Source organism: Sphingobacterium sp. Lzh-3 (genome assembly GCF_046764375.1).
Lineage (GTDB): Bacteria > Bacteroidota > Bacteroidia > Sphingobacteriales > Sphingobacteriaceae > Sphingobacterium.
The window spans coordinates 1,158,983-1,179,870 of sequence record NZ_CP177226.1 but is presented as its reverse complement, the minus strand read 5'-3'; the positions used below and the strand labels follow the sequence as shown (position 1 = coordinate 1,179,870).

Here is a 20,888-nt window from a genome sequence, read left to right as displayed (position 1 = left end):
TACTTTGGAGGTGAATTTCGGTAGAATTTACGAATGTACAATTGTAATATTTCCTATTTTGTTTATAATATTTTGATTTGCTGTATTTCCGATTCTCGGCCTGACCACATAAAAACTATTTTTCGAGTCCTTTGATCCAGTTAAGCATCAACAGACAGCCGGGTGCATACACTCCTCCATGATCAAAACCCTGCAGTTGGTACAACGAGGTTTTGGTATGTCCAACCTGTTTTAAGATCGCCGCCAAATGTGCGTTTTCCTCAAACCGTGCGGCCATTTCCAATTGTTGATCGCCAGTGATCAGGAGAATTGGCGGTGCATCCTTCCGTGCAAAAGAAAGTGGTGCAAACTGATCAATCTGAGGGATCACCATAGATTGACCACGTTCCTTTTTAATTGTATAATGCGTATTTGTTTGCCCACTAATCGGCGCCAGCCCTTTTATATTATTTGCATCAACACCAAATTTTTGAAGGTAATGCTTATCCAAACCAACCATTAAAGCCAGGTATCCGCCTGCAGAATGCCCCGACACATAAATTTTTGAGGGATCTCCACCATAGCTGGCAATATGTGAAAATGTCCATGCAACAGCCTCAGCAGCATCTTCAATATAGCTCGGCGATTTCGCTTTGGGGCTTAGCCGATAATTTACCGCTACAACCGCTACACCTTTCTCTTTAAGTTCAAGTGGAATAAATTTATTTCCCTCCTCTAGTCCACCGCCATGAAACCATACAATGGTAGCAAAATTTTTACGATCAGTCGGGATATAGATATCCAATTTACAACGTTCTTTCTTATAAGAATCTGGTTCATCAGGTTTACAATAGGCAACATCGGTTGTCGTTTTATATTGCTGCGCAAAAATTAAACTCGGTGAAAACAGAAAAAAGAAGATAAAAAGCAATTTGGAGGACATATAAATCGTATTAAAGTGTTAAATAGCTTAAAGTTAACAAAACTCAATCAAAACCATTTGGTTGCACCAAAATAAGTTTCAACTTTACACTTTTTATTATATATTGATAATTATCTGACAACAGATATAACAAAACCCAAATTTTCCTGTTATTAACTTAGAAAACATCATACATTATATGGAACAGATAAAGATTGAAACCCATATCAACGTACGCGTAGAAACGATCTGGAATGCATATAACTCAGCCGAGGATATCATGCAATGGAACCATGCTTCAGACGATTGGCACTGTACAAGTTCAATCAATGATTTACGCATTGGCGGAAAGTTCAAAAACCGCATGGAGGCAAAAGACGGATCTATGGGCTTTGATTTTGAAGGCAGCTATACCGCACTTGAACCCTTTAAAAAAATAGCCTACGTTATGCCAGATGGCCGTCATGTAGAAGTCAACTTCAATGCAAAAAAGTCTGCTACAGATATCACGATAATTTTTGATGCAGAAACGGAAAATCCAATTGATATGCAGCGTAATGGATGGCAGGCCATACTCGAAAATTTCAGGTCCTACGTTGAAAACACCTATGCAACAACACAACTCGGGTAATCGAATGAATGACGAACGAACTTAGCTTGTCTTTTCATGCGATCATCTTTTAAATAAAGGATATGCTTAGGATTCTTAAAAGTATAGTTATATTTAGCCACTAATTCATCTTCCCTTCTCCATTAAAAGCAGGGAACGATACCAACAAAACGCGATAAAAAGATTACATATGACAATAATTAACAATTATGAAGAGTACAAAGCCTTTGAAGGAAAATCATTAGGCGAATCCCAATGGCATGTTATTGATCAAAAACAAATTAATCAATTTGCGGATGCAACACTTGACCACCAATGGATTCATTTAGATAGCGAAAAGGCCAAAACGGATAGTCCTTTCAAATCAACTATTGCCCATGGCTATCTGACCTTGTCCCTCATTCCTTATTTATGGAAACAAATTGCTGAAGTAAGAAATGTCAAAATGGAAATCAATTATGGGATTGAAAACCTACGTTTTGCACAACCCGTTTTGGTTGACAATGCTGTACAGCTACATACACAAGTAAAATCGGTGGTCAATTTGAGAGGGGTTGTTAAAGTTACCATTGAAGCTACATTGAAAATTAAAGACAGTGGTAAACCGGCTTACATGGGTGATGTTATCTTTTTATATCATTTCAATTAATTCCAACATTAGACTATAGGCCATTAGCGAATTCTTATACATGCGCAATAGCTTTCAAATAAAACTTATTACAAATCATAAGGATTATCCTTATGATTTGTTGCTTTTAGCAGACGAAACCATTCATGCAATCGACAAATACCTCTACGAATCGATGGTTTATGTTGTCTATGAAATGGTAAAACCTATCGCTGTTTTCTGTTTATATCCGGTCAATACGGAAACATTAGAAATTAAAAACATCGCCGTATCACCAGAGTTTCAAGGCATGGGCCTCGGAAGTCAACTACTTGATTTTATCAAGGAGAACTACCAGCAATACCCTAACCTGATTGTGGGTACCGCAGATTGTGGTCTGGCTCAAATTCGTTTTTATGAACGAAATGGCTTTGTTAAATACGCTATCCGTAAAGATTTTTTCATCGAAAATTATGAGCTGCCTATTTATGAAAATGGTCAACTGTTGAAAGATATGATTATGCTGAAGTATACGTTAAATGCCTAAAGACAAAAATAAATATAGACAAGTACCGGTATTGATAATCCCAACCACAGTACTACTCCTTGTAGTATTGCTTTAAAACCTACTGCCAACAAAACCTCCCTAGACAAACTTGCTCCAATTAAAAACAAAGTTAAGGTAAGCCCCATCTTTGAAATAGGAACGACATAGCCTCCTATATGCCGAAAAAAAGGGATATAACTTGTTAAGATAACCGCCAATACAAATAGACCAATAAAATATGGTATTTTAATGCTCGTCCCTTTGGTCTTGAATGCTACAGCACTTAAACAGGCGATCGGAATAATCCATAAAGCTCTAGTTAATTTTACGGTTGTCGCGACCTGTAGTGCTTCATTACCATACTTACTTGCTGCACCAACGACAGAACTGGTATCCTGTATAGCAACCGCACACCATAAGCCAAATTGCGTCTGGCTGAGATCAAGCAAATGACCGACAACAGGAAATACAAATAAAGCAATGGCATTCAGTACAAATATGGTCCCTAGCGCCACACTTACTTGCTTCTCATTGGCTTTTATAGTCGGTGAAACCGCCGCAATAGCACTTCCACCACAAATGGCAGTGCCGACAGAAATCAAATAAGCGGTTATCTTTTCCAACTTGAGCAATCTACCCAATAGATAGCCCAACGATAATGTTCCGAGAATAGAAATAACGGTTAACACAAACCCTTGCTTACCCGTTTGGATAGCCGTATCGATATTCATTCCAAAGCCAAGTCCAACGACAGAAATCTGTAACAAAATCTGTGTTGCCCTGTGATTGACTGCCAAAAAGGGATGACCGATCCATTGTGCCACAATAATACCCAAAAGTAAGGCAAGCGGGGCTGAAACAAATGGGGTAAGACATAATACAAATAAGAGGATAAAAATGATTTCCCGAACGGAGATCTTTCGATTGAGCAGCTGCTTATAACGAATTGTCGTATTTATTTTTTTGTCCATGACAATGATACATTGATTTGGCACAAAATTGAATAACTCTCAATTATTTTAAAAGACACAATTATAAATAAGTCATAACAATTAGTTATAATAAACAACTACATTTTAGTCAAAATAGCTAAAGAATACGTTATAAAAATGAAATAATCCTCATTGGTAGAACGTTAAAATATTGCGATAAATGATTATATTTCAAATGGGTTACTAAACATTTGGATTAAACTCAACTTAATAATTATATTCCGATGAAACTGACAGCCGTTCATCCCAAACTGCCTATGCGCAGCAAAACCATCACAAAGGATTTTTATCTACATAAACTTGGATTTTCATTATGTGGACCAGTCGATTACGACGGTTACCTGATGCTAAAAAAGGACCATATTGAAATTCATTTTTTTGAATTCCAAGAACTTCCACCCGAAGAAAATTATGGTATGATTTATATACGCACAGACGATATTGATTGTCTGTATCAATCTTTTCAAGAAAATAACGTTGAGATTCATCCGAATGGTAAACTTGAGATGAAGCCTTGGGGTCAGCGTGAGTTTTCGATTTTAGATCCCGACAGTAATCTACTAACTTTTGGCGCCGATGCTTAGACATCGAAAAGCCCACTAAAGATTGCTAAAACTCAGCGAAGATCCGTAGTGGGCTTGGTATTTTTTGTATGGGTACTTAGCCGAAAAGGTCTGAACTCAAATAACGATCACCTCGGTCACAGGCAATAAAGACAATAAGGCCTGCTTCGATTTCATTTGCAATTTTAAGTGCTCCGGCAAAAGCTCCGCCGGTACTCATTCCGGCAAAAACACCTTCGCGCTTGACAAGCTCGCGCGCAAACTCTGTTGCTTCCTGTTGGGATATATCGATGACACGATCTACCCTGCTCGGATCAAAAATCTTGGGCAGATACGCTTCGGGCCAACGCCGTATACCTGGTATCGAGGATTCCGGAGTAGGCTGGCAACCTACAATCTGAATAGCTGCATTTTTCTCCTTCAGATAGATGGAGTTTCCCATAATTGTACCTGTAGTGCCCATAGCGCTTACAAAATGTGTAATCTTTCCGTCTGTATCACGCCAGATCTCAGGTCCCGTTGTCTTGATATGCGCTTCGTAATTATCCGGATTTGCAAATTGATTCAATATAAAATAACCTTCTTTTTCGGCCTTTTCTTCTGCATAATCGCGGCATATTTCCATGGATTCCAATAAGGTAACTTTAGCACCATAAGCCTCCATCGTAAGTGTTCGCTCCCGTGTTGATGAAGCCGGCATCACAAGCTCAAGGTTAAGTCCATATATACCTGCAATCATAGCCAGTGCGATTCCGGTATTTCCACTCGTTGCCTCAATCAATTTGCTATCTTTTGTAATGTCACCGCGTTCCATCGCCGAGCGGATCATATTTAGTGCCGCACGATCTTTCACTGAACCAGCAGGATTATTCCCCTCCATTTTCGCAAATATCCGCACCTTGGGATTTGTATGAAATTGTGTTATCTCGACTAAAGGCGTATTTCCTATGGTATCTATGATATTTCCCATGGTATCTATATTATTGGTTTCGAATCTATAAATTTTGATGTGGCCTGATGATATACGGTGGTGTAAGGCTCTACAGAACTTGTCAACCAAACATTCCCGCCAATGACCGAATGATGGCCGATGTGTGTTTCACCACCGAGGATTGTGGCCCCCGAATAGATAATGACATGATCACCGATTGTCGGGTGGCGTTTTACATTGGAAAACACCTTATCAACACTCAGTGCGCCCAAGGTTACACCCTGATAAAGCTTCACGTAATTACCAATGGTGCAGGTTTCACCGATGACTAATCCGGTGCCATGATCAATATGCAGATGATGGCCTATCGTTGCTCCGGGATGGATATCAATACCTGTTTTGGAATGGGCATGTTCCGTCAATATGCGCGGTATCAAAGGAACACCCAAGCGATGCAGTTCATTGGCCATCCGGAAGATACAGATGGCAAAGAAACCGGGATAAGTACGTACGACTTCTCTTTTATTCTGTGCTGCCGGATCCCCATCCATCAAGGCATCCGCATCCCAGCACATCAATTCATAAAGCTGTGGAATCCGTTCAAAAAATTTGTGCGCTACTTCCGAATGATTACAACTTTGACAAGCTTTGGATTTGCTCAGGAGCTGCTCCAGTTCTAATTCAAATTGTTCAAAAGCGAGCTTCACATCATCGACCGATTTCATCTCGCTAGAATTTCGTTCGGGGAAGAGCACATCCACAATTCGGATAGCCCAGCCGCAGATCTTCTTGTTAGAAGGCATTTCTAGAACAGCAAGTTGCTGTTCATAGATATGTTGATAAAAATCATGCATCTTCACTAGTTTATTACAACAAATATACTATACAATATTGATAGATTAAGCCTTATTATCAAAACTTAGCCCCTTTGACCATCACGTATTGTCCCCTGATCAAGGAAGCACATCTTTTAATTTACAGAACCAGACGCTCAAACAGCTCCTTCAATGTTGCTTCGGGGTCTTCACATAATCCGGGATGTGATGCCGAACATTGAATCAGGGTACTCCGCTTCGCGGTCAACCATCGAAAGCGTTCGGTGATATCCAGCGCAGCAAGTTTGCCGGCATCTTTTTCGCCGTGGCAGATTCGTTGGAAAGATGAAAGATGATTTTCGATCAATTCCAATTCGATATCCGGACACAGCAACCGTACCTTCTGTTCATTGACAAGATAAACCATCTTCGCAAAACGATACTTACGACAATAAAGAGCTACGCCTACATTGATAAATTCCTCTCGCTCCACCCGTGGTATCAAACGTACCACAGCATACTCATATACGGTCTTTTCTGGCATCTTCTATTTGTTTTACAAAAATGGATGAATTGGCTACACGCCGTTTCAGGAAAGAAACATACACTTCGCGCGCATCGGCTGCAGAGAGCTCACGTTCGGCATCTTCCAGCCATTCATCGGGTACCACCGCCAATATTCCGCGAAATACCGCCTCCGTAAAAACGGAACGGTATTCCTGATCTATTTTCTCCACCATACTTGCATTTTTGAGCAGTACGTGATCTTTAATCTGAACAAATGGTTTTAGGGATTGTTCTTCCCAATTATCCCAACTGTGATGAAAATATAAAGAAGCACCGTGGTCTATCAACCAAAGTTCTTTATGCCATATCAGCATATTTGTATTCCGCACGGTACGGTCTACATTCATCAAGAGTGAATCCAACCAAACAATTTTCGATGCTTCTTCCGCGCCGATAGCATCGACATTCGCGTCAAATGTGATGGCTCCACTCAGAAAATGAAGTCCCAGGTTTTTGCCCACACTAAATTTGAGCAGATCCTGAATTTCTTCATCGGGTTCTGTACGGCCAAAGGATTCGTCCAACTCCGCAAATACAATTTCGGGCACTCTTAATTTGAGCAATCTTGCCAGCTCTCCCCCGATCAATTCCGCGATCAATGCTTTTCGTCCCTGACCTGCCCCTCTAAATTTTATAACATAACTAAAGCCGTCATCGGCATCGACTAATGCGGGTAAAGACCCTCCTTCCCGAAATGGCTGAACATATCGGATGATCTCTACTTCTCTAATAACAGGTTGTTGAAAATCCATGAATTTATAGTTTTACTATCTTCAAAGTTGGCAAGACACCTTGCAAACTGATCAAACTTATCTAAAGTTACCCATATTTAAACGTTTGGGGATATAGGAAACGAGAAATTCACGCCATGCACTTGCACGATGCTGTTGCCCCCTAGCCCCTGCGAACTTTTAATTGTGGTAATATCCAAAATTATTGTTTAAATTTTAGCAATAAAGCACAAATTGTACATTCATTTGACCGTTGGAAGTATTATTTTCTAATTATATTTGTAGTGTAATCACAACTTGTCTCATCAAGTTTCTTCAATCAACGATATGGATACCATTCAGGAATATAACAGTGTTATCAAACATTGTCAGGATTTATTTATTAAAAAAACAAAAGATTATGGAACGGCATGGCGGATCATGCGCCTATCTTCCATTACGGATCAGATTTACATTAAAGCACAACGTATACGCACGCTAGAAATCAAAAAGGTTTCCAAAGTGGGTGAAGGAATTGTTGACGAATATATCGGTATTATCAATTACTGTGTCATGGCCATGATTCAGATTGATTTGGGTGAAGATGGTGAAGAAAATTTGGATCCAACCTTTGTGAATCAGAAATATACAGAAAAGGTTACCGAGACCAGAGATCTCATGCTTGCCAAAAACCACGATTACGGTGAGGCATGGCGCGATATGCGTGTTTCTTCCATGACAGATCTGATCTTAATGAAAATACATCGCGTCAAACAAATTGAGGATAACGATGGACAAACCCTGGTCTCTGAAGGCATCCATGCCAACTATCAGGATATGCTCAATTACGCAGTTTTTGCATTAATTAAATTAGGAATCGCACAACAATAATCGGATTATGACAGCTATACAGCAGCAGCGTACCAAAACAAATTATCTTTTAGGATTTTGCCGGATTTTTACGGGACTTCTTTTCATATTCTCAGGTTTTATTAAAGCAAATGACCCGACAGGGTTTGGCTATAAGCTTCAGGAATACTTTGAGGTCTTTCATCTCACAGCTTTTAATGAATACGCTATTGCCATCGCTGTGGTAATCTGTGGTTTTGAAATTTTGTTAGGAGCATTGTTATTACTGGGGGTCTATGCGAATACCGTTGCCTGGGGCCTGCTTCTACTGATTCTATTTTTCACTTTTCTAACCTTCTATTCGGCATTTTTTGAGGTTGTGACCTCTTGTGGCTGTTTTGGGGATGCCATCCCACTTACACCTTGGCAATCATTTTCTAAAGATCTGGTGCTCTTGGCGTTGATCCTTATTATATTTTTTAACCGAAAGCAATTACGATCAATTATCAAAGGATCAGGCAATCAATTCGTTGCTACTGTGATTACAGCGATTATCTCTTTAGGTATTGGTATCTATACCGTAAACTACCTCCCGTTTATTGATTTCTTACCCTACAAAGTTGGTAACAACTTACCTTCATTAATGGTGCTTCCTGAAGGCAAACAAGGCGATTTGTTTGAGCAAATCTATACCATGAAAAACAAAAAGACGGGTGAAACAAAAAAGGTCAATGACAAGGTCTATATGGCTGACAAGCTATGGGAAGATGAATCGTGGGAAATTATAGGTGAACCCGAGAGTAAATTGGTCAAAAAGGGATATGATATTCCTATTCCTGATCTATTGATTACGGATGCCGACGGAGCAGACCATACGCAAGAAATCATTGCTAATCCGTATTACAATCTTGTTATCGTTGCAAAGGATCTTTCTTCGGCCAATATTGATGCTATCCAAAAGATCAATCAGACAGCCATCCAATTAACAAAAGATTATAATGGGCTTCGGGTTGTGCTATTGACTGCTTCGGCATCCAAAGATGCCCAATATCTGAGCGATAAAATGCAATTAATTGCGGAGATATTCTATGCCGATCTCATTCCTCTAAAAAGCATGGTCAGGGCAAATCCTGGTGTATTGCTCCTAAAAGGAGGTAACGTCGTCGGAAAATGGCACTATAATAACTTTCCGGATGCCAAAACCATTGAAGATAAATTTCTAAGTAAAGACAAATAGTACCTATGCCTAAACCTATATTTTTGATTGGTTATATGGGAAGTGGAAAAACTACCCTGGGTAAGAAACTTGCCACTAAACTCGAACTCCCTTTTATCGACACAGATGAGGAGATCGTAAAACAAATTGGCATGAGCATTACCGAATATTTTAGTCAACATGGTGAAGACGCATTCCGGGCATTAGAACGCGAGCAATTGCGTAAATTTTCTGAGAATGCTGCTGTCATATCTACCGGTGGTGGTGCCCCCTGTTTCTTTGACAACATGGAATGGATCAGGGCGAATGGATATGCCGTCTATTTACAGATGTCACCCAAAGCACTTTTTGACCGTCTTTCTCAATCTAAACTACACAAAAGGCCCATTCTAATCGGGAAATCACCTGAGGAACTACGGCTATTTATCGAAGAGAAGTTGATCGAAAGAGAACCTTATTATACGCAGGCGCATCTGACAATCGACCAATTAAATACCAGTGTCGAGGCACTAGCCGATCTGATTAATCAGCACAATAGATAGACAATGAATATACGTATACGCCACTACTTCCTTTTATTGATCTGCTTTATCGTAAGCAGTTGCTTTCGTAACGGAGCCAATACGGATGGCTTGCCAGTGGGTAAACGTATACAGCTCCAAAATGTGGAGGAATTATATCAGTTTTTGACCTATGACGATAATCGTTATCCATTGGTCAGTTTGCATCGTGGTGGCCCCGCATCTGGATACCCCGAGAATGCAATCGAAACGTTTTCCTATAACGCGAGCTTGCAGCCAGTCCTTGTTGAATGTGATGTTCGCATCAGTAAAGACTCAGCGCTGATATTAATGCATGACAATACGCTAAACCGAACAACCACCGGCAGAGGGCCTGTGAACTCCAGCAGTTTGACTGAACTCAAAAAGCTTCGTCTATTGGACAATAACAAAAAGATAACGCCCTATAGGATCCCCACGCTAGAAGAAGCACTTTCTTGGGGAAAAGGAAAGGTAATCTTCACCTTAGACATTAAAAATGATGTCCCTTATGAAGCCGTTATCAATGCTATTCGTAAACAAAGGGCAGAATCTAGCGTAGTCATCATCACGTATAGTGCCAACCAGGCTGCCAAAGTGCACAGTCTGGCTAGCGACATCATGATTTCGGCCTCAGTCAATAATCTGGATGACCTTGCTCGTCTAAATGAAAAAGATATCCCCGACAATCGCTTGTTAGCCTTCGTCGGAACCCGTGAAGCAGACCCAGCATTGACCAAAGTACTACATGACCATGGAATCATGTGCATATTGGGTACACTGGGAAACTTAGACAGACAGGCCGACAAAAAAGGCTTTCAAGTTTATGCCGGATTTATTGATCGCGGTGCAGATATATTAAGTACAGATCGACCTACAGAGACAGGGCGAGCGCTGAATTTCTACATCAAGAAAAGAGGAATTACTTCGAAATTTATTCAGTAAGATTCCTGGACCTGTGCCTAATTCTATTCGTTTAATGCTTGGATTATCTCCATCTAGTCCCTTCAAACTTTTTTAGCACGTACAATTCTCCCGATCAATTTATAGACCTCAAACCATAACACGGATGCTGCAGCCACGGAGAGCGCTATCCCCAATTCATATCCGCTCAGGGCTGCTACAGCAAAAAATTGGGCGACCGGAGCAACATATAATATCACGGCTAAAAATAGAAGTACAGCGATCGAAATACCCACGAGCAGCAAGTTTCGGTTTTTAAAACTTTCAAGGATACTATAGTGAAAAGATCGGTTGGCATAACTCAACAAAATATTGGCAAAGATTAAAGTAGTGAAAACCATAGCCCTCGTTTTTTCCTCAGTTCCCCCCTGCTGAACAGTAAACTGATAAACAAATAGAATCCCTATAGTGATTATCAGACCTTGAACAATGCTTATTCCGAGCTCATCTATACTTAAAAAAGTGTCGCTCATAGCTCTAGGAGGTCGCTTCATCGTATCCTTTTCAATAGGTTCATTTTCATATACGATCGAGCAGGTGGGCCCCATGACCAATTCGAGGAAGATCACATGCACAGGGCTAAAAATCTGCGGAAATACCCAGCCTAAAAACAAAGGTAGTGATACGGTCAAAATAATGGGGATATGAATAGAAATGATGTATTGAACCGCCTTCTTGATGTTTGCGTAAATCCTTCTTCCGGCCGCTATACCAATGATTAACTTTTGTAGATCGTCATTTGTGATAATCAATGCCGCGGCTGATTTTGCTATTTCAGTACCTTTATTGCCCATAGCAACGCCAATGTGGGCTGCTTTTAAGGCTGGACCATCATTTACTCCATCACCAAGCATCGCCACAACCTCGCCTTTCTTTTTAAGGGCATTTACAACGGCTAATTTAGCATCCGGAAACATTCTGGTAAATAAAGTTGTTTGCTCCGCTATCGCCATAATTTCAGCCTCGGATCTATTTACGATTTCACTGCCATTGATCGGCGGAGTCAAAATACGAATTCCGGCCTGAGCCGCTATTGCTTTAGTCGTATCGGCATTGTCGCCAGTAATTACTTTGACTTTAATCCCGGCATCATAAATATCTTGAAATACTTCCTGAATACCTTTTTTAGGAGGATCATAAAATACGGTCAACCCTAAAAATTGGAACTCAAAATCCTGTTGCTTCGCGGGGAAATTATTGCCTTCGAATTTCGCTTTCCCCACACCCAATAGACGAAAGCCCTGCTCTCCATAGGATTTAACAATAGCCCTAATTTTATCTTTCTCACTATCGGGCAGCTTCGATACGCTAAGTATAGCCTCCGGTGCCCCTTTGGCAGCAATAATCCGATCCTTTCCTGTATTTTCGAAAAGATGGGTCATCATCGGCGGTTTACCATCTAAAGGATATTCATGAAATAATGCATATTCCTTTCTGAGGTCCTGATTTTGCGTTTTTTCATATATTTTATGCAACGTAATTTCCATTGGGTCAAAAGGCACAGGCTCGCTGCTCCACATCGCATATTCGATAAGCTCTCTTAAATCGGACTCATCAAACCTTTCCTGATCATAAGATGAATCCGTAGCATAATTATAGAGGTATTTCAATTGCATGGAATTCTCTGTAATGGTCCCGGTCTTATCTGTGCAAATCACCGTTGTACTACCCAAAGTTTCAACAATACTGCTTCTTTTGATTATAATCCCTTCCCGCATGAGTTTCCATGCGCCAAGCGCCATAAAAGTCGTAAACGCAACAGGAATCTCTTCCGGCAATACAGACATGGCCAAAGTAAGTCCATTGAGCAAGCTCGCCACTAAATTACCACTGTCAATAAAACTGTATACACATACGATTAAAAAAATTAGGATACCGACAATGGCCATTGCTTTTACAAACTTTTGGATTTGCACCTGCAATGGTGAAATTTCTTCCTTGATATTTTTTATCGATTCACCTATTTTTCCAACACGGGTCTCTTTACCGATTTCAGTTACTTCAAACACAGCCAGGCCTGAGACCGTAACCGTCCCGCCGTAGACCAGATTATCTTCAGATTTACTGTCCTTAAAGACGGAAAAACTCTCCCCCGTCAACGAAGATTCATTGACAGAAAAATCGTTACTATGTAGAATACGACCATCAGCGTTTATAATTCGACCTTCCTCAGTAATACAGAGATCCCCCACAACAATCTCATGTGTTGGAATTTCACTGACCTTCCCATCTCGAATCACGGTGCTTAATGGTTCATTCAGCTTTTCCAATTCCTCCAGCGCTTTTTTGCTACGATTATCCTGATAAAAAGAAATTGCCGTAACAGCAACAATAGCGACAAACATAAATACAGCCTCTCCGTAATTCCCCACAAAAACATAAATCATCGAGATGATAATCAACAGAATCAGCATAGGCTCCTTCAAAATATCCACAAGCAGTTCAAACCAGGTATTCTTGTGATTATCGCTCAATTGATTCCAACCATATTTAGCGCGAGAGGCATTAACCTCAGCAGCGGAAAGACCTTTCAGATTATCGGGAATATTATATGACATATCGAATGAACTAGGTTACCTAAATATAATGAATAATTCTTGTATTCAGGAGTTAAAATCATCTGTCAACGATCATCTCCTTCGCACGTAACATCATGTTACAATCTCTTATTTGCAGTTTTTATTTTTTGCAAAAAAGAAAGGCTACATAACTTATAAACAATATATTAGCATAAAATTTACCTGCTAATACTTTTCTTCTATTGAATATTTCTATTACAATCCTATATTTGCGCAGAAATTCATTTGGGACTTTGAATTTCATATTAGCCAAAAGCAATTTTACGATCATTTTTCCAATAATGCCAAGACAGCTTCTTGCGATTGAAGTCCTTCTTTGCTACCTATGTTTTCAGATCATGTAAAACAGAAGCTGAAAACTAAACATATTGTAAAATATTTCTGTACCTATCGTTAGATATGGAATAGCATCTAAACTTGTTATGGTCTTTATAGTAGTATATTAATAATAAAAATAAGATGGTCATCTTAATTGCAGAAGATAATGAGTTGATATTACGGACAGTTCAATACAAACTGATCAAGGCAGGTCACGAGGTTATCACTACCACCAATGGAAAAGATGCAATTGAAAAGCTCAATACAATGGATCTCGATCTGATCATTACCGATATTATGATGCCATTTGCTTCGGGGATAGAAGTCCTTACTTCCATAAAAAAACTCGAGAAAAAAATTCCCGTTATTGTACTTTCCAACATGGGACAAGAGGAAGTCGTCATTGAAGCTTTTGATCTTGGTGCGTCAGATTTTATGGTGAAGCCGTTTAGTCCGGAAGAGCTCCTGTTGCGGGTCAAACGACTGACGATCAATAATCGCAACTAAATCTTTCAGGGATAGCCTATACGAAAGGACGTGTAGCTGTCTTTATTGAAACACTGTCTTTATTGACTAAATCCATTTCTTCAATAATTTAAAAACTTTGCTCTTTTTAGCATAGGGTGGATAAATCAACGTAGAAACTGAAAATTTAGATTGAAACATGACAGCCCTTTCATGTGAAAATGCCTTAAAGCCAAACTGCCCATGACAACTGCCCATGCCACTGCCATTGACACCACCAAAAGGCAAATGCGGATTGGAAACGTGAATCAAAACATCATTCACACAAGCCCCTCCAGAGGATACCTGTTTGAGGATATATTGAATATTAGATTTGTTATTGCTAAATACATACAAAGCTAAAGGTTTTTCAGCACGATTAATGAGTGCTAGCGCCTCTTCTTGCTCTTCATAGGTTACTACGGGAAGTATGGGACCAAATATTTCTTCCTGCATAATTGGATTGTCAGCCTTTACATCGATCAACAATGCCGGACTTAATGTCAGGTCATTGGCCAACAGTCCCCCTTCAAGTAGTTTTGCTCCGCATGCTGTTGCCTTGGCGATTAATGAAACAAGACGATTAGCGTGCTTTTCGTTAATGATCTTCGCGTAAACTGTTCCATCCAGCTGTCTATCCTCGGTGAAAAACATACGTTTAACCGCCTTTAGATAATAGTTTACAAATTCATCCTGCTTATCTTTAGGCAAAAGAACATAATCTGGCGCAATGCAGGTTTGCCCTGCATTGATTAATTTTCCCCAAGCAACTTTATGGGCAGTCATCTCCATATCTGCAGTCGCATCTAATATAACGGGCGATTTTCCACCAAGCTCCAAAGTTACAGAACTGAGATTACGGGAGGCAGCCTGCATAACCAGTTTACCTACCGCCGGACTCCCGGTGAAGAATATATGATCAAAGGGAAGCGCCAATAGTGCCTCGGAAACACGCTGTTCACCTTCAATACAGGCCACTTCCCGTTGGTCAAATCCTTTGGTCAAAATCTCGCCAATAACTGCAGACGTGAATGGACTATGTTCTGAGGGCTTTAAAATCACACAATTGCCTGCCGCAATAGCTGAAATCAATGGGCTCATTGTGAGCTGAAAAGGGTAGTTCCAAGGCGATATAATGAGTGCCGTACCTTTAGGCTGGTAGGTAATTGTGCTCTTAGCAAGAAAATTGGTTATCGAACGGCCAACCTGTCTAGGCTTCATCCATTTTCGTAAATGTCGTATTGCAAATGCTATTTCACCGTAAATAAATAATACTTCGCTTATAGCGGCTTCACTTCGTGACTTCCGTAAATCTTTTTCGAGCGCCGCATAGATTAAATCTTCATGACTCTCAATAAGCGCTCTTAACTTGTAAAGTTTCTTTATACGTTCCTCTGCACTGCTAGACCGTAATTCATATTTAAAAAGCTGCTGCTGTTCAAATATTAAACCTATCTGATCCGTTAACTTCTCTTTGTTCATACCAATTGAAGATCAATATTACTATTTTTTTGATGGCATATTATCGATCCATTGGCGAATCAGATCCACACCTTCTTTATGTATTATACTTCTGGCCAACTCCGGCATCGCTGTACCGGGTTCCACACTGTTCATCCGATAAAGCAGGATAGAATGCTTGGCATCTCCTGGAATTACATCAAAATCCAAGCCACCTGCTCCACCTCCAGCTGAAACAGGAGCTTTATCAATACCAAGGTGGGAAGGAATTTTCACATCATAATCCAGGAAAAGCCCTGTATTGTAAGCGTCTCCCCCTTTGGTATGGCAATGCGCACAGTTCACATCTAAATAGGCTCTTGCCCGTTGTTCCAAACTGAATCTGTTTTCATCGGTCCATATAGGCAATTGCGGTACTTTCTTTAGCTCAGGCATATTGGACACCCGGCCAAGGGAAAGCCATTTGGCTAGTTGGTTGATCGAATCACCTAATCGCACAAAATTGAGGTTTCGGGCCTTTGGACCTATGGGCATCAGCTTGGAGCTATTGTTATGACAGCGCTTGCAATCGTTGGTGTTGGGTACCATATAGTTTGTCCTATGCTTATTGCCCGCATTATCTATCAATGTAATCGGTAGTTTAGCACCACGAATATGTTTAATCGCATCGGTCTGCCCATCATTCCACAGATAATTCATCACTTTCCAGGCATGATCAGCTGGATCCTTCACCAGCAAGCGCGTCTCTATCAACACTTTTTGCCTTTTTTCATTTATGTATGAGAAATTCTTTATAATAATGGTTGAGTCGGGAAAATCTAACGGACCATGTTCTGTATAGCCTATTTTCCCTCCTTTTGGCAAGACAATAAAGCGGTCTTTAACGGCATAATCAGAAAATAGAGGCGTGCTTAGGTCGTAGCCCAAGATATCAGCTCTTGCTACTAATTGATTTATTTTTCCAGTAAAAAAGCCGTATTCGGACAATCGTTCTTTAAATTCAAAAGATACAACCCCATGGTCTGATGATTTATTTTGCCCCTGCCGACAGCTCTGTTGCAGCATAAGCAGGATCACACTCAATATTCCGGTACAGACGAAGGTAAATTTTGTTGGTTTCACAGCTATTTGCATTGAAAAGGTTGTACATTACTTGAGGGTTTCCACATCGTTGGTTGACCTGCGTGACTAAAATCTGCCGCTACAAACATATTCTCACCAGGCTGATTGATACAGATAGAATCCGGGTTTTGAGTATGACCGTTCGTGATCACATTACTGGTAATACCGTCATACAATATGGCAGGAATCCGCTTATTTTTCCGATCCGGCTCAACACTATTTAACTGGGCTTCGGTAGCAATAATCAATTGACCGATACGATGCTCATAAGCTGCCTGCGGGAATTTATCCCCCATCTTAATGGTATTTTTATAAATTTTAACATGTGTGGGTATGGGGGAGTAATTTGCATTGATGCGTTCTCCAGCTTTTTCATCGACAGCAAAACCTGAAGCGATCGTAATCGCAGACGTGTTATTTTGTTCGATAACATTATCGTAAATTTCAATATTTGATGTAGAAAGAATAATGATACCACTTCCCGGTGATGCATTTCCTACTCCCCAAAAAGTTCCGAAACTCCCACCTTTGGCAAAATTTTTAAAATTATTAGCATAGATTTTATTGCGATATGCCTTTACCCTTCCACCGCGCTGTGAAAGTTCAGGCAGATCAAAAATCAGAAATCCGGCTGTATTTCCATAAAATTCATTATCGTAAACTTCAGCATCTGTTGTATTTTCAATTTCACAACCAGCCACATTTTTCGCCGCTTTGCATTTCCGTACAATGACACCCTTTGTCTGTCCTACATAGATACCTGCATCTGAAGCCCCTTCGGCATAACAATTCTCAACAAGCACATTTTTACAGAGCACAGGATAAATCCCATATCCGCCACTTGTAGAATCGGCCGAGCTCCATATACTATGAAGATTTGAGATGATAACGTCTTGGCTATTGTTTATCTTCAATAGATCTCCTTTTGAATCACGAATGGTCATATTCCCAATCGCTAAACCTTTCACATCAGTAACCCGGATTCCCTCTCCTCCCTGTGTCTGACTGGAAAAATCAATAATTGTCTTATCATAGCCCTCGCCTTCAATCTTAATATGATTTACTTGCGCAATACTCAGATTATCGAAGGAGTATTTTCCAGCTTTTAGCACGATATTGGTGCTATCTTTAATGGAAAGGAAAGCTTCTTCAATAGCCTCTTCTTGTCCAGGAGTAAACGTAAGGACTTTGTAACTGTCTTTCGATTGGTCGGCACAGCTGTACAGGAAGGAAGCTGTAACCGCAATACCAATCAATTGTTTTAAATATCTTTTCATGGTCTGATTTGTTTAATTTTTGATTAGAAAATATTATAAGCATAAGTGACATAATACACCGCCCCTATACGTGGATTAGCAATTCCTGTAGAATAATACTTGTTTGTGATATTGGTTCCCCCAATACGAATTCCGGATCGAGCCTTAACAAATTTATAGCTCACTTGCGCATCGATTACCGCTGAGCTTGGCACTTGACCTGCGGCAAGTCCTCCAGACACGACATAATAGTACCCCGGTTTATAACGTAAGGAAGTACTAAAAGACCAAACCTGTTTTTTTCCAAAGCCACTATTCGCGAATTCAAGATTAAAGTGATAATGTGGTGTATTGAAATTGTTAATTTGACTATTGTTCTTATTTTTTAGGTAGTCAGAATAATAATTGGCCTTGGTCACAAAATTCCGGCCTAGATCCAAACTAATACTCGCGGCGTATCCGTAGGTATTTACGGTCTCTCCGCCATTAAAAGCGATATTATACTGAACATAGGTCGAATGATCTTTTAAAGCATTGTAATCGTCGCTTCCAGGAGTATTGGCAACATTGGCATAGCCAATAAAATTCTTCCAGGTTGAAAAATACCCCAACACATCGATCATCACCCGCTTGCCCAACATAGCTGCATAGCCCAGTTCGAAAGCATTAACCGACTGCGGCTTAATATCATCAAATTTAAATTTCTGAAGTACGGTTGGATCGTTCGATTGCTGAAATTTCTGCACGCTTTCCAAGGTGTAAGGCGGATAGCGATCAAATTGATAATTATCGATCAACAACAGCGATGAACCGCCGGAGGAATAGCTATTGTAGCCATTTAAAGTATTTTGTAAGGCTTGTATATTAGAGGGGAAGCTATACGCATTCTGATAAGAAAGGCGAAGGTAGTTCTGATGAAACAGATCAAACACCAGTGATGCACGCGAAGTTAACTTTGGTTGAGCAAACAACGTATTCTTATCGTAACGGAATGAAGTGGCAATATTAAGGCGATCGTCAAATACTTTTTTGGCGAGTTGCAGGTAAGCACTGTACTCTTTTACATGAATCGGCTTATCCTTATCCGGGAATAGTGTATTTTTTGAATTTAGATTGTACAAACGCCAATTGACACCTGCAATCACCTGCATAAATTTTACAAGATCTGAGAAATTATATTGCGCTTCGGCATTGTATAATTTGCTGCGGTCCAAAAACAGCGTTCCACCCTGCGATATGGGTGTATTGCTGATACTATCTTTTAGTCTATTGAACAGCGGTGTTCCAAGTTCGGCGCGCCCTTGATCGGCTAACGTGCGCGCCGCTAGATGAGCATCTGCGAGCGAAGTACCTGAAGCAAGTGCATTTAAGAGACCAGCAGTATATTCAGGATACCAACCACCTGTCTCGCCATCGTAGCTTGTTTTCCAAGATTCATTGATATATTGTGCTGTCGGCCCTGCAACCAGTGTCCTCCCCGAATTTTCTTGGGTCGTATAGGTTCTGAAAAACCATTTATCCCCACGAAGCTCCAGCCGATATTGCCCTACTTTAAATCCTTTCAGCTGATAACGCGTATCGTTGGTATAAACAATATTACCCGTACCAAAAGTGGCTGAAGCTATGGCTTCAATAGTGTTGGAAACCTTGTAACGGAATTCACCATTGATTTTAAAGAGCTTGGCTCTATTATCGAGATAGCCATATTCCGGGTATCCAGTCCGGGCAACATAATTTGGATTTTTCAGTAGGGGCTCGATTAGGGGAGCCAATTCCGGATTTCCCTGAAGTGCACCTTCCAAAAAGGGATTAATATCTGTCGAAGTCGCTCCTCCATACAGGTTAACCCCATTATAGTTTGGATCTGTAAGCGCTGTCCCAGGACCGTTTTTGTTGGTTTCATCGTTCGCTACCCAATCTTTTGCCTGTGTATACTGACCATTGATCTTGAAAGCAATTTTATTCCCCATTTGTTTTGCATAGCGTATAGCCCAATCATAATAGGGTGAAGTAGGCACAGGATCATTGTTCTTTTTATGATTGATATGGTTGACACCTTGAGTCACCAACACGCTTAATCCTTGATATTTAAACGGATTTTTACCTGTGGCAACCATCGTACCATTCAATCCCCTCGACCCATACAAGGCTGAAGATGCTCCAGACAGCACCTCTATATTATCGACATCAAGTTGGGTCAGCCCGATGACCGATCCGAGCGGGAAATTCAGTCCAGGCGCCTGATTATCCATCCCGTCTACGATCTGAGTAAAGTTGGTGTTCCCACTGGTATTGAACCCACGCGTTGTAACACTGGTAAAACCAATACTGGATACGGTAACATCGACTCCTCTCAAGCCTTGAAGCATATCCATGTAATTTAATTGTGCTGCATTACGAATGTCTTTGCTGCTCATTTGCTCAATTGTTACTGGCGCGGATAGTTTACTCTGTACGGTTCTACTTGCAGAAACAACAACCTCCTGTCCCAAAATGGGGGATAAATTCAAAGAAATATGCAATGGAGATGACAGGTTATTCACCAAAACTTCTTTCGATTCATACCCGATAGCAGAAATATACAGTGTAATGGGTAGTGGTCTATTTGTTTTCAGCTGAAAACGCCCTCGATCATCCGTGAAAGTACCTTCCTTTCCGTTTTTTAACTGGATCGAAACTGCATAGGCGGGCTCGGATGTCGAGCTATTGCTGACCTGCCCATTGATGATCTGTTGTGCAGACAAGCTAAATGGCACACAGATACAGAGAATCTGGATTAATAAGGCAATTTTTTTCATGTTTATATTGGTTAGCGTATTATTATCGCTTCAATGCTTC

Annotated in this window: 20 protein-coding genes; 9 read left to right on the top strand and 11 right to left on the bottom strand. The window is 40.4% G+C overall.

The genetic code is table 11. The features are described 5' to 3' along the window. Positions 1-115: 115 nt before the first annotated feature. Positions 116-922 (bottom strand): alpha/beta hydrolase, encoded by an 807-nt coding sequence (locus tag ACLCDV_RS04840; RefSeq protein WP_336835722.1) that lies wholly within the window; start codon positions 920-922, stop codon positions 116-118. Between the two features lie 178 nt (positions 923-1,100). Here ACLCDV_RS04840 and ACLCDV_RS04835 point away from each other — a divergent pair, with 178 nt between their 5' ends. The 3 genes from ACLCDV_RS04835 (at position 1,101) to ACLCDV_RS04825 (ending at position 2,665) form a co-directional block, all read left to right on the top strand. Beyond that, positions 1,101-1,532, top strand: a complete 432-nt coding sequence (locus tag ACLCDV_RS04835; RefSeq protein WP_075991220.1) for an SRPBCC domain-containing protein — start codon at positions 1,101-1,103, stop codon at positions 1,530-1,532. A 169-nt stretch (positions 1,533-1,701) separates the two neighbouring features. Further along, the gene (locus ACLCDV_RS04830) at positions 1,702-2,160 is read left to right on the top strand and encodes a MaoC family dehydratase (protein WP_411973019.1); all 459 of its coding nucleotides are present in this window, start codon (positions 1,702-1,704) and stop codon (positions 2,158-2,160) included. 40 nt (positions 2,161-2,200) lie between these two features. Then, complete coding sequence (locus tag ACLCDV_RS04825) at positions 2,201-2,665, top strand: GNAT family N-acetyltransferase (protein ID WP_088160361.1); 465 nt, start codon at positions 2,201-2,203, stop codon at positions 2,663-2,665. On the opposite strand, the gene ACLCDV_RS04820 is transcribed toward ACLCDV_RS04825, so the two are convergent. Continuing rightward, positions 2,662-3,636, bottom strand: a complete 975-nt coding sequence (locus tag ACLCDV_RS04820) for a YeiH family protein (RefSeq protein ID WP_411973018.1) — start codon at positions 3,634-3,636, stop codon at positions 2,662-2,664. The genes ACLCDV_RS04825 and ACLCDV_RS04820 overlap by 4 nt on opposite strands. A 245-nt stretch (positions 3,637-3,881) precedes the next feature. Here ACLCDV_RS04820 and ACLCDV_RS04815 point away from each other — a divergent pair, with 245 nt between their 5' ends. Continuing rightward, positions 3,882-4,241 (top strand): VOC family protein, encoded by a 360-nt coding sequence (locus ACLCDV_RS04815; protein ID WP_336835725.1) that lies wholly within the window; start codon positions 3,882-3,884, stop codon positions 4,239-4,241. A gap of 76 nt (positions 4,242-4,317) precedes the next feature. Here the strand turns inward: ACLCDV_RS04815 and cysM are convergent, their stop codons facing one another. The 4 genes from cysM to ACLCDV_RS04795 all read right to left on the bottom strand — a co-directional run bounded on the left by cysM (position 4,318) and on the right by ACLCDV_RS04795 (position 7,285). Then, positions 4,318-5,190 (bottom strand): cysteine synthase CysM, encoded by an 873-nt coding sequence (gene cysM, locus ACLCDV_RS04810; protein WP_088160358.1) that lies wholly within the window; start codon positions 5,188-5,190, stop codon positions 4,318-4,320. A 5-nt stretch (positions 5,191-5,195) separates the two neighbouring features. Then, positions 5,196-6,005: a serine O-acetyltransferase gene (locus ACLCDV_RS04805; protein ID WP_075991214.1), complete on the bottom strand. Its 810-nt coding sequence runs from the start codon at positions 6,003-6,005 to the stop codon at positions 5,196-5,198. Between the two features lie 121 nt (positions 6,006-6,126). Next, entirely contained in the window at positions 6,127-6,510 is a 384-nt protein-coding gene (locus ACLCDV_RS04800; RefSeq protein ID WP_317668278.1) for a DUF3037 domain-containing protein, read from the bottom strand. Next, positions 6,488-7,285 carry a HipA family kinase gene (locus ACLCDV_RS04795; RefSeq protein ID WP_182982878.1) on the bottom strand — a complete coding sequence of 266 codons (798 nt, stop codon included), beginning with the start codon at positions 7,283-7,285 and terminating at the stop codon, positions 6,488-6,490. Before ACLCDV_RS04795 ends, ACLCDV_RS04800 begins: the two co-directional genes overlap by 23 nt. 306 nt (positions 7,286-7,591) lie before the next feature. Here ACLCDV_RS04795 and ACLCDV_RS04790 point away from each other — a divergent pair, with 306 nt between their 5' ends. Genes ACLCDV_RS04790 through ACLCDV_RS04775 form a run of 4 tightly spaced genes read left to right on the top strand, consistent with a single transcriptional unit; the run spans position 7,592 to position 10,792 of the window. Beyond that, on the top strand, positions 7,592-8,134 hold the full coding sequence (locus ACLCDV_RS04790; RefSeq protein ID WP_088163452.1) for a DUF1599 domain-containing protein: 543 nt from the start codon (positions 7,592-7,594) through the stop codon (positions 8,132-8,134). A 7-nt stretch (positions 8,135-8,141) separates the two neighbouring features. Then, positions 8,142-9,329 (top strand): BT_3928 family protein, encoded by a 1,188-nt coding sequence (locus ACLCDV_RS04785; RefSeq protein ID WP_411973017.1) that lies wholly within the window; start codon positions 8,142-8,144, stop codon positions 9,327-9,329. A 5-nt stretch (positions 9,330-9,334) separates the two neighbouring features. Next, positions 9,335-9,850, top strand: coding sequence for a shikimate kinase (locus ACLCDV_RS04780; protein ID WP_088160356.1), 516 nt, complete (start codon positions 9,335-9,337; stop codon positions 9,848-9,850). Between the two features lie 3 nt (positions 9,851-9,853). Next, positions 9,854-10,792 (top strand): glycerophosphodiester phosphodiesterase family protein, encoded by a 939-nt coding sequence (locus ACLCDV_RS04775; RefSeq protein WP_411973016.1) that lies wholly within the window; start codon positions 9,854-9,856, stop codon positions 10,790-10,792. A 62-nt stretch (positions 10,793-10,854) separates the two neighbouring features. Here the strand turns inward: ACLCDV_RS04775 and ACLCDV_RS04770 are convergent, their stop codons facing one another. Then, complete coding sequence (locus tag ACLCDV_RS04770) at positions 10,855-13,368, bottom strand: cation-translocating P-type ATPase (protein ID WP_411973015.1); 2,514 nt, start codon at positions 13,366-13,368, stop codon at positions 10,855-10,857. A gap of 480 nt (positions 13,369-13,848) precedes the next feature. Between ACLCDV_RS04770 and ACLCDV_RS04765 the strand changes: the two genes are divergently transcribed. Next, positions 13,849-14,214, top strand: a complete 366-nt coding sequence (locus ACLCDV_RS04765; RefSeq protein WP_317668281.1) for a response regulator — start codon at positions 13,849-13,851, stop codon at positions 14,212-14,214. A gap of 66 nt (positions 14,215-14,280) precedes the next feature. On the opposite strand, the gene ACLCDV_RS04760 is transcribed toward ACLCDV_RS04765, so the two are convergent. From ACLCDV_RS04760 to ACLCDV_RS04745, 4 genes are read right to left on the bottom strand one after another with little or no spacing between them, the layout of a single operon-like run. Beyond that, complete coding sequence (locus ACLCDV_RS04760; protein WP_411973014.1) at positions 14,281-15,693, bottom strand: aldehyde dehydrogenase family protein; 1,413 nt, start codon at positions 15,691-15,693, stop codon at positions 14,281-14,283. A 21-nt stretch (positions 15,694-15,714) separates the two neighbouring features. Continuing rightward, positions 15,715-16,794 carry an SO2930 family diheme c-type cytochrome gene (locus tag ACLCDV_RS04755; RefSeq protein WP_411973013.1) on the bottom strand — a complete coding sequence of 360 codons (1,080 nt, stop codon included), beginning with the start codon at positions 16,792-16,794 and terminating at the stop codon, positions 15,715-15,717. 2 nt (positions 16,795-16,796) lie between these two features. Further along, a complete protein-coding gene (locus ACLCDV_RS04750; RefSeq protein WP_317668284.1) occupies positions 16,797-18,071 on the bottom strand; it encodes a parallel beta-helix domain-containing protein in 1,275 nt (424 codons plus the stop codon). 23 nt (positions 18,072-18,094) lie between these two features. Continuing rightward, on the bottom strand, positions 18,095-20,848 hold the full coding sequence (locus ACLCDV_RS04745) for a TonB-dependent receptor (RefSeq protein ID WP_411973012.1): 2,754 nt from the start codon (positions 20,846-20,848) through the stop codon (positions 18,095-18,097). Positions 20,849-20,888 lie beyond the last annotated feature (40 nt).

Bases quoted from the DNA above. Each gene is read 5' to 3' on its own strand.
- ACLCDV_RS04840 (WP_336835722.1), bottom strand. From the start codon at position 922: ATGTCCTCCAAATTGCTTTTTATCTTCTTTTTTCTGTTTTCACCGAGT.
- ACLCDV_RS04835 (WP_075991220.1), top strand. From the start codon at position 1,101: ATGGAACAGATAAAGATTGAAACCCATATCAACGTACGCGTAGAAACG.
- ACLCDV_RS04830 (WP_411973019.1), top strand. From the start codon at position 1,702: ATGACAATAATTAACAATTATGAAGAGTACAAAGCCTTTGAAGGAAAA.
- ACLCDV_RS04825 (WP_088160361.1), top strand. From the start codon at position 2,201: ATGCGCAATAGCTTTCAAATAAAACTTATTACAAATCATAAGGATTAT.
- ACLCDV_RS04820 (WP_411973018.1), bottom strand. From the start codon at position 3,636: ATGGACAAAAAAATAAATACGACAATTCGTTATAAGCAGCTGCTCAAT.
- ACLCDV_RS04815 (WP_336835725.1), top strand. From the start codon at position 3,882: ATGAAACTGACAGCCGTTCATCCCAAACTGCCTATGCGCAGCAAAACC.
- cysM (WP_088160358.1), bottom strand. From the start codon at position 5,190: ATGGGAAATATCATAGATACCATAGGAAATACGCCTTTAGTCGAGATA.
- ACLCDV_RS04805 (WP_075991214.1), bottom strand. From the start codon at position 6,005: ATGCATGATTTTTATCAACATATCTATGAACAGCAACTTGCTGTTCTA.
- ACLCDV_RS04800 (WP_317668278.1), bottom strand. From the start codon at position 6,510: ATGCCAGAAAAGACCGTATATGAGTATGCTGTGGTACGTTTGATACCA.
- ACLCDV_RS04795 (WP_182982878.1), bottom strand. From the start codon at position 7,285: ATGGATTTTCAACAACCTGTTATTAGAGAAGTAGAGATCATCCGATAT.
- ACLCDV_RS04790 (WP_088163452.1), top strand. From the start codon at position 7,592: ATGGATACCATTCAGGAATATAACAGTGTTATCAAACATTGTCAGGAT.
- ACLCDV_RS04785 (WP_411973017.1), top strand. From the start codon at position 8,142: ATGACAGCTATACAGCAGCAGCGTACCAAAACAAATTATCTTTTAGGA.
- ACLCDV_RS04780 (WP_088160356.1), top strand. From the start codon at position 9,335: ATGCCTAAACCTATATTTTTGATTGGTTATATGGGAAGTGGAAAAACT.
- ACLCDV_RS04775 (WP_411973016.1), top strand. From the start codon at position 9,854: ATGAATATACGTATACGCCACTACTTCCTTTTATTGATCTGCTTTATC.
- ACLCDV_RS04770 (WP_411973015.1), bottom strand. From the start codon at position 13,368: ATGTCATATAATATTCCCGATAATCTGAAAGGTCTTTCCGCTGCTGAG.
- ACLCDV_RS04765 (WP_317668281.1), top strand. From the start codon at position 13,849: ATGGTCATCTTAATTGCAGAAGATAATGAGTTGATATTACGGACAGTT.
- ACLCDV_RS04760 (WP_411973014.1), bottom strand. From the start codon at position 15,693: ATGAACAAAGAGAAGTTAACGGATCAGATAGGTTTAATATTTGAACAG.
- ACLCDV_RS04750 (WP_317668284.1), bottom strand. From the start codon at position 18,071: ATGAAAAGATATTTAAAACAATTGATTGGTATTGCGGTTACAGCTTCC.
- ACLCDV_RS04745 (WP_411973012.1), bottom strand. From the start codon at position 20,848: ATGAAAAAAATTGCCTTATTAATCCAGATTCTCTGTATCTGTGTGCCA.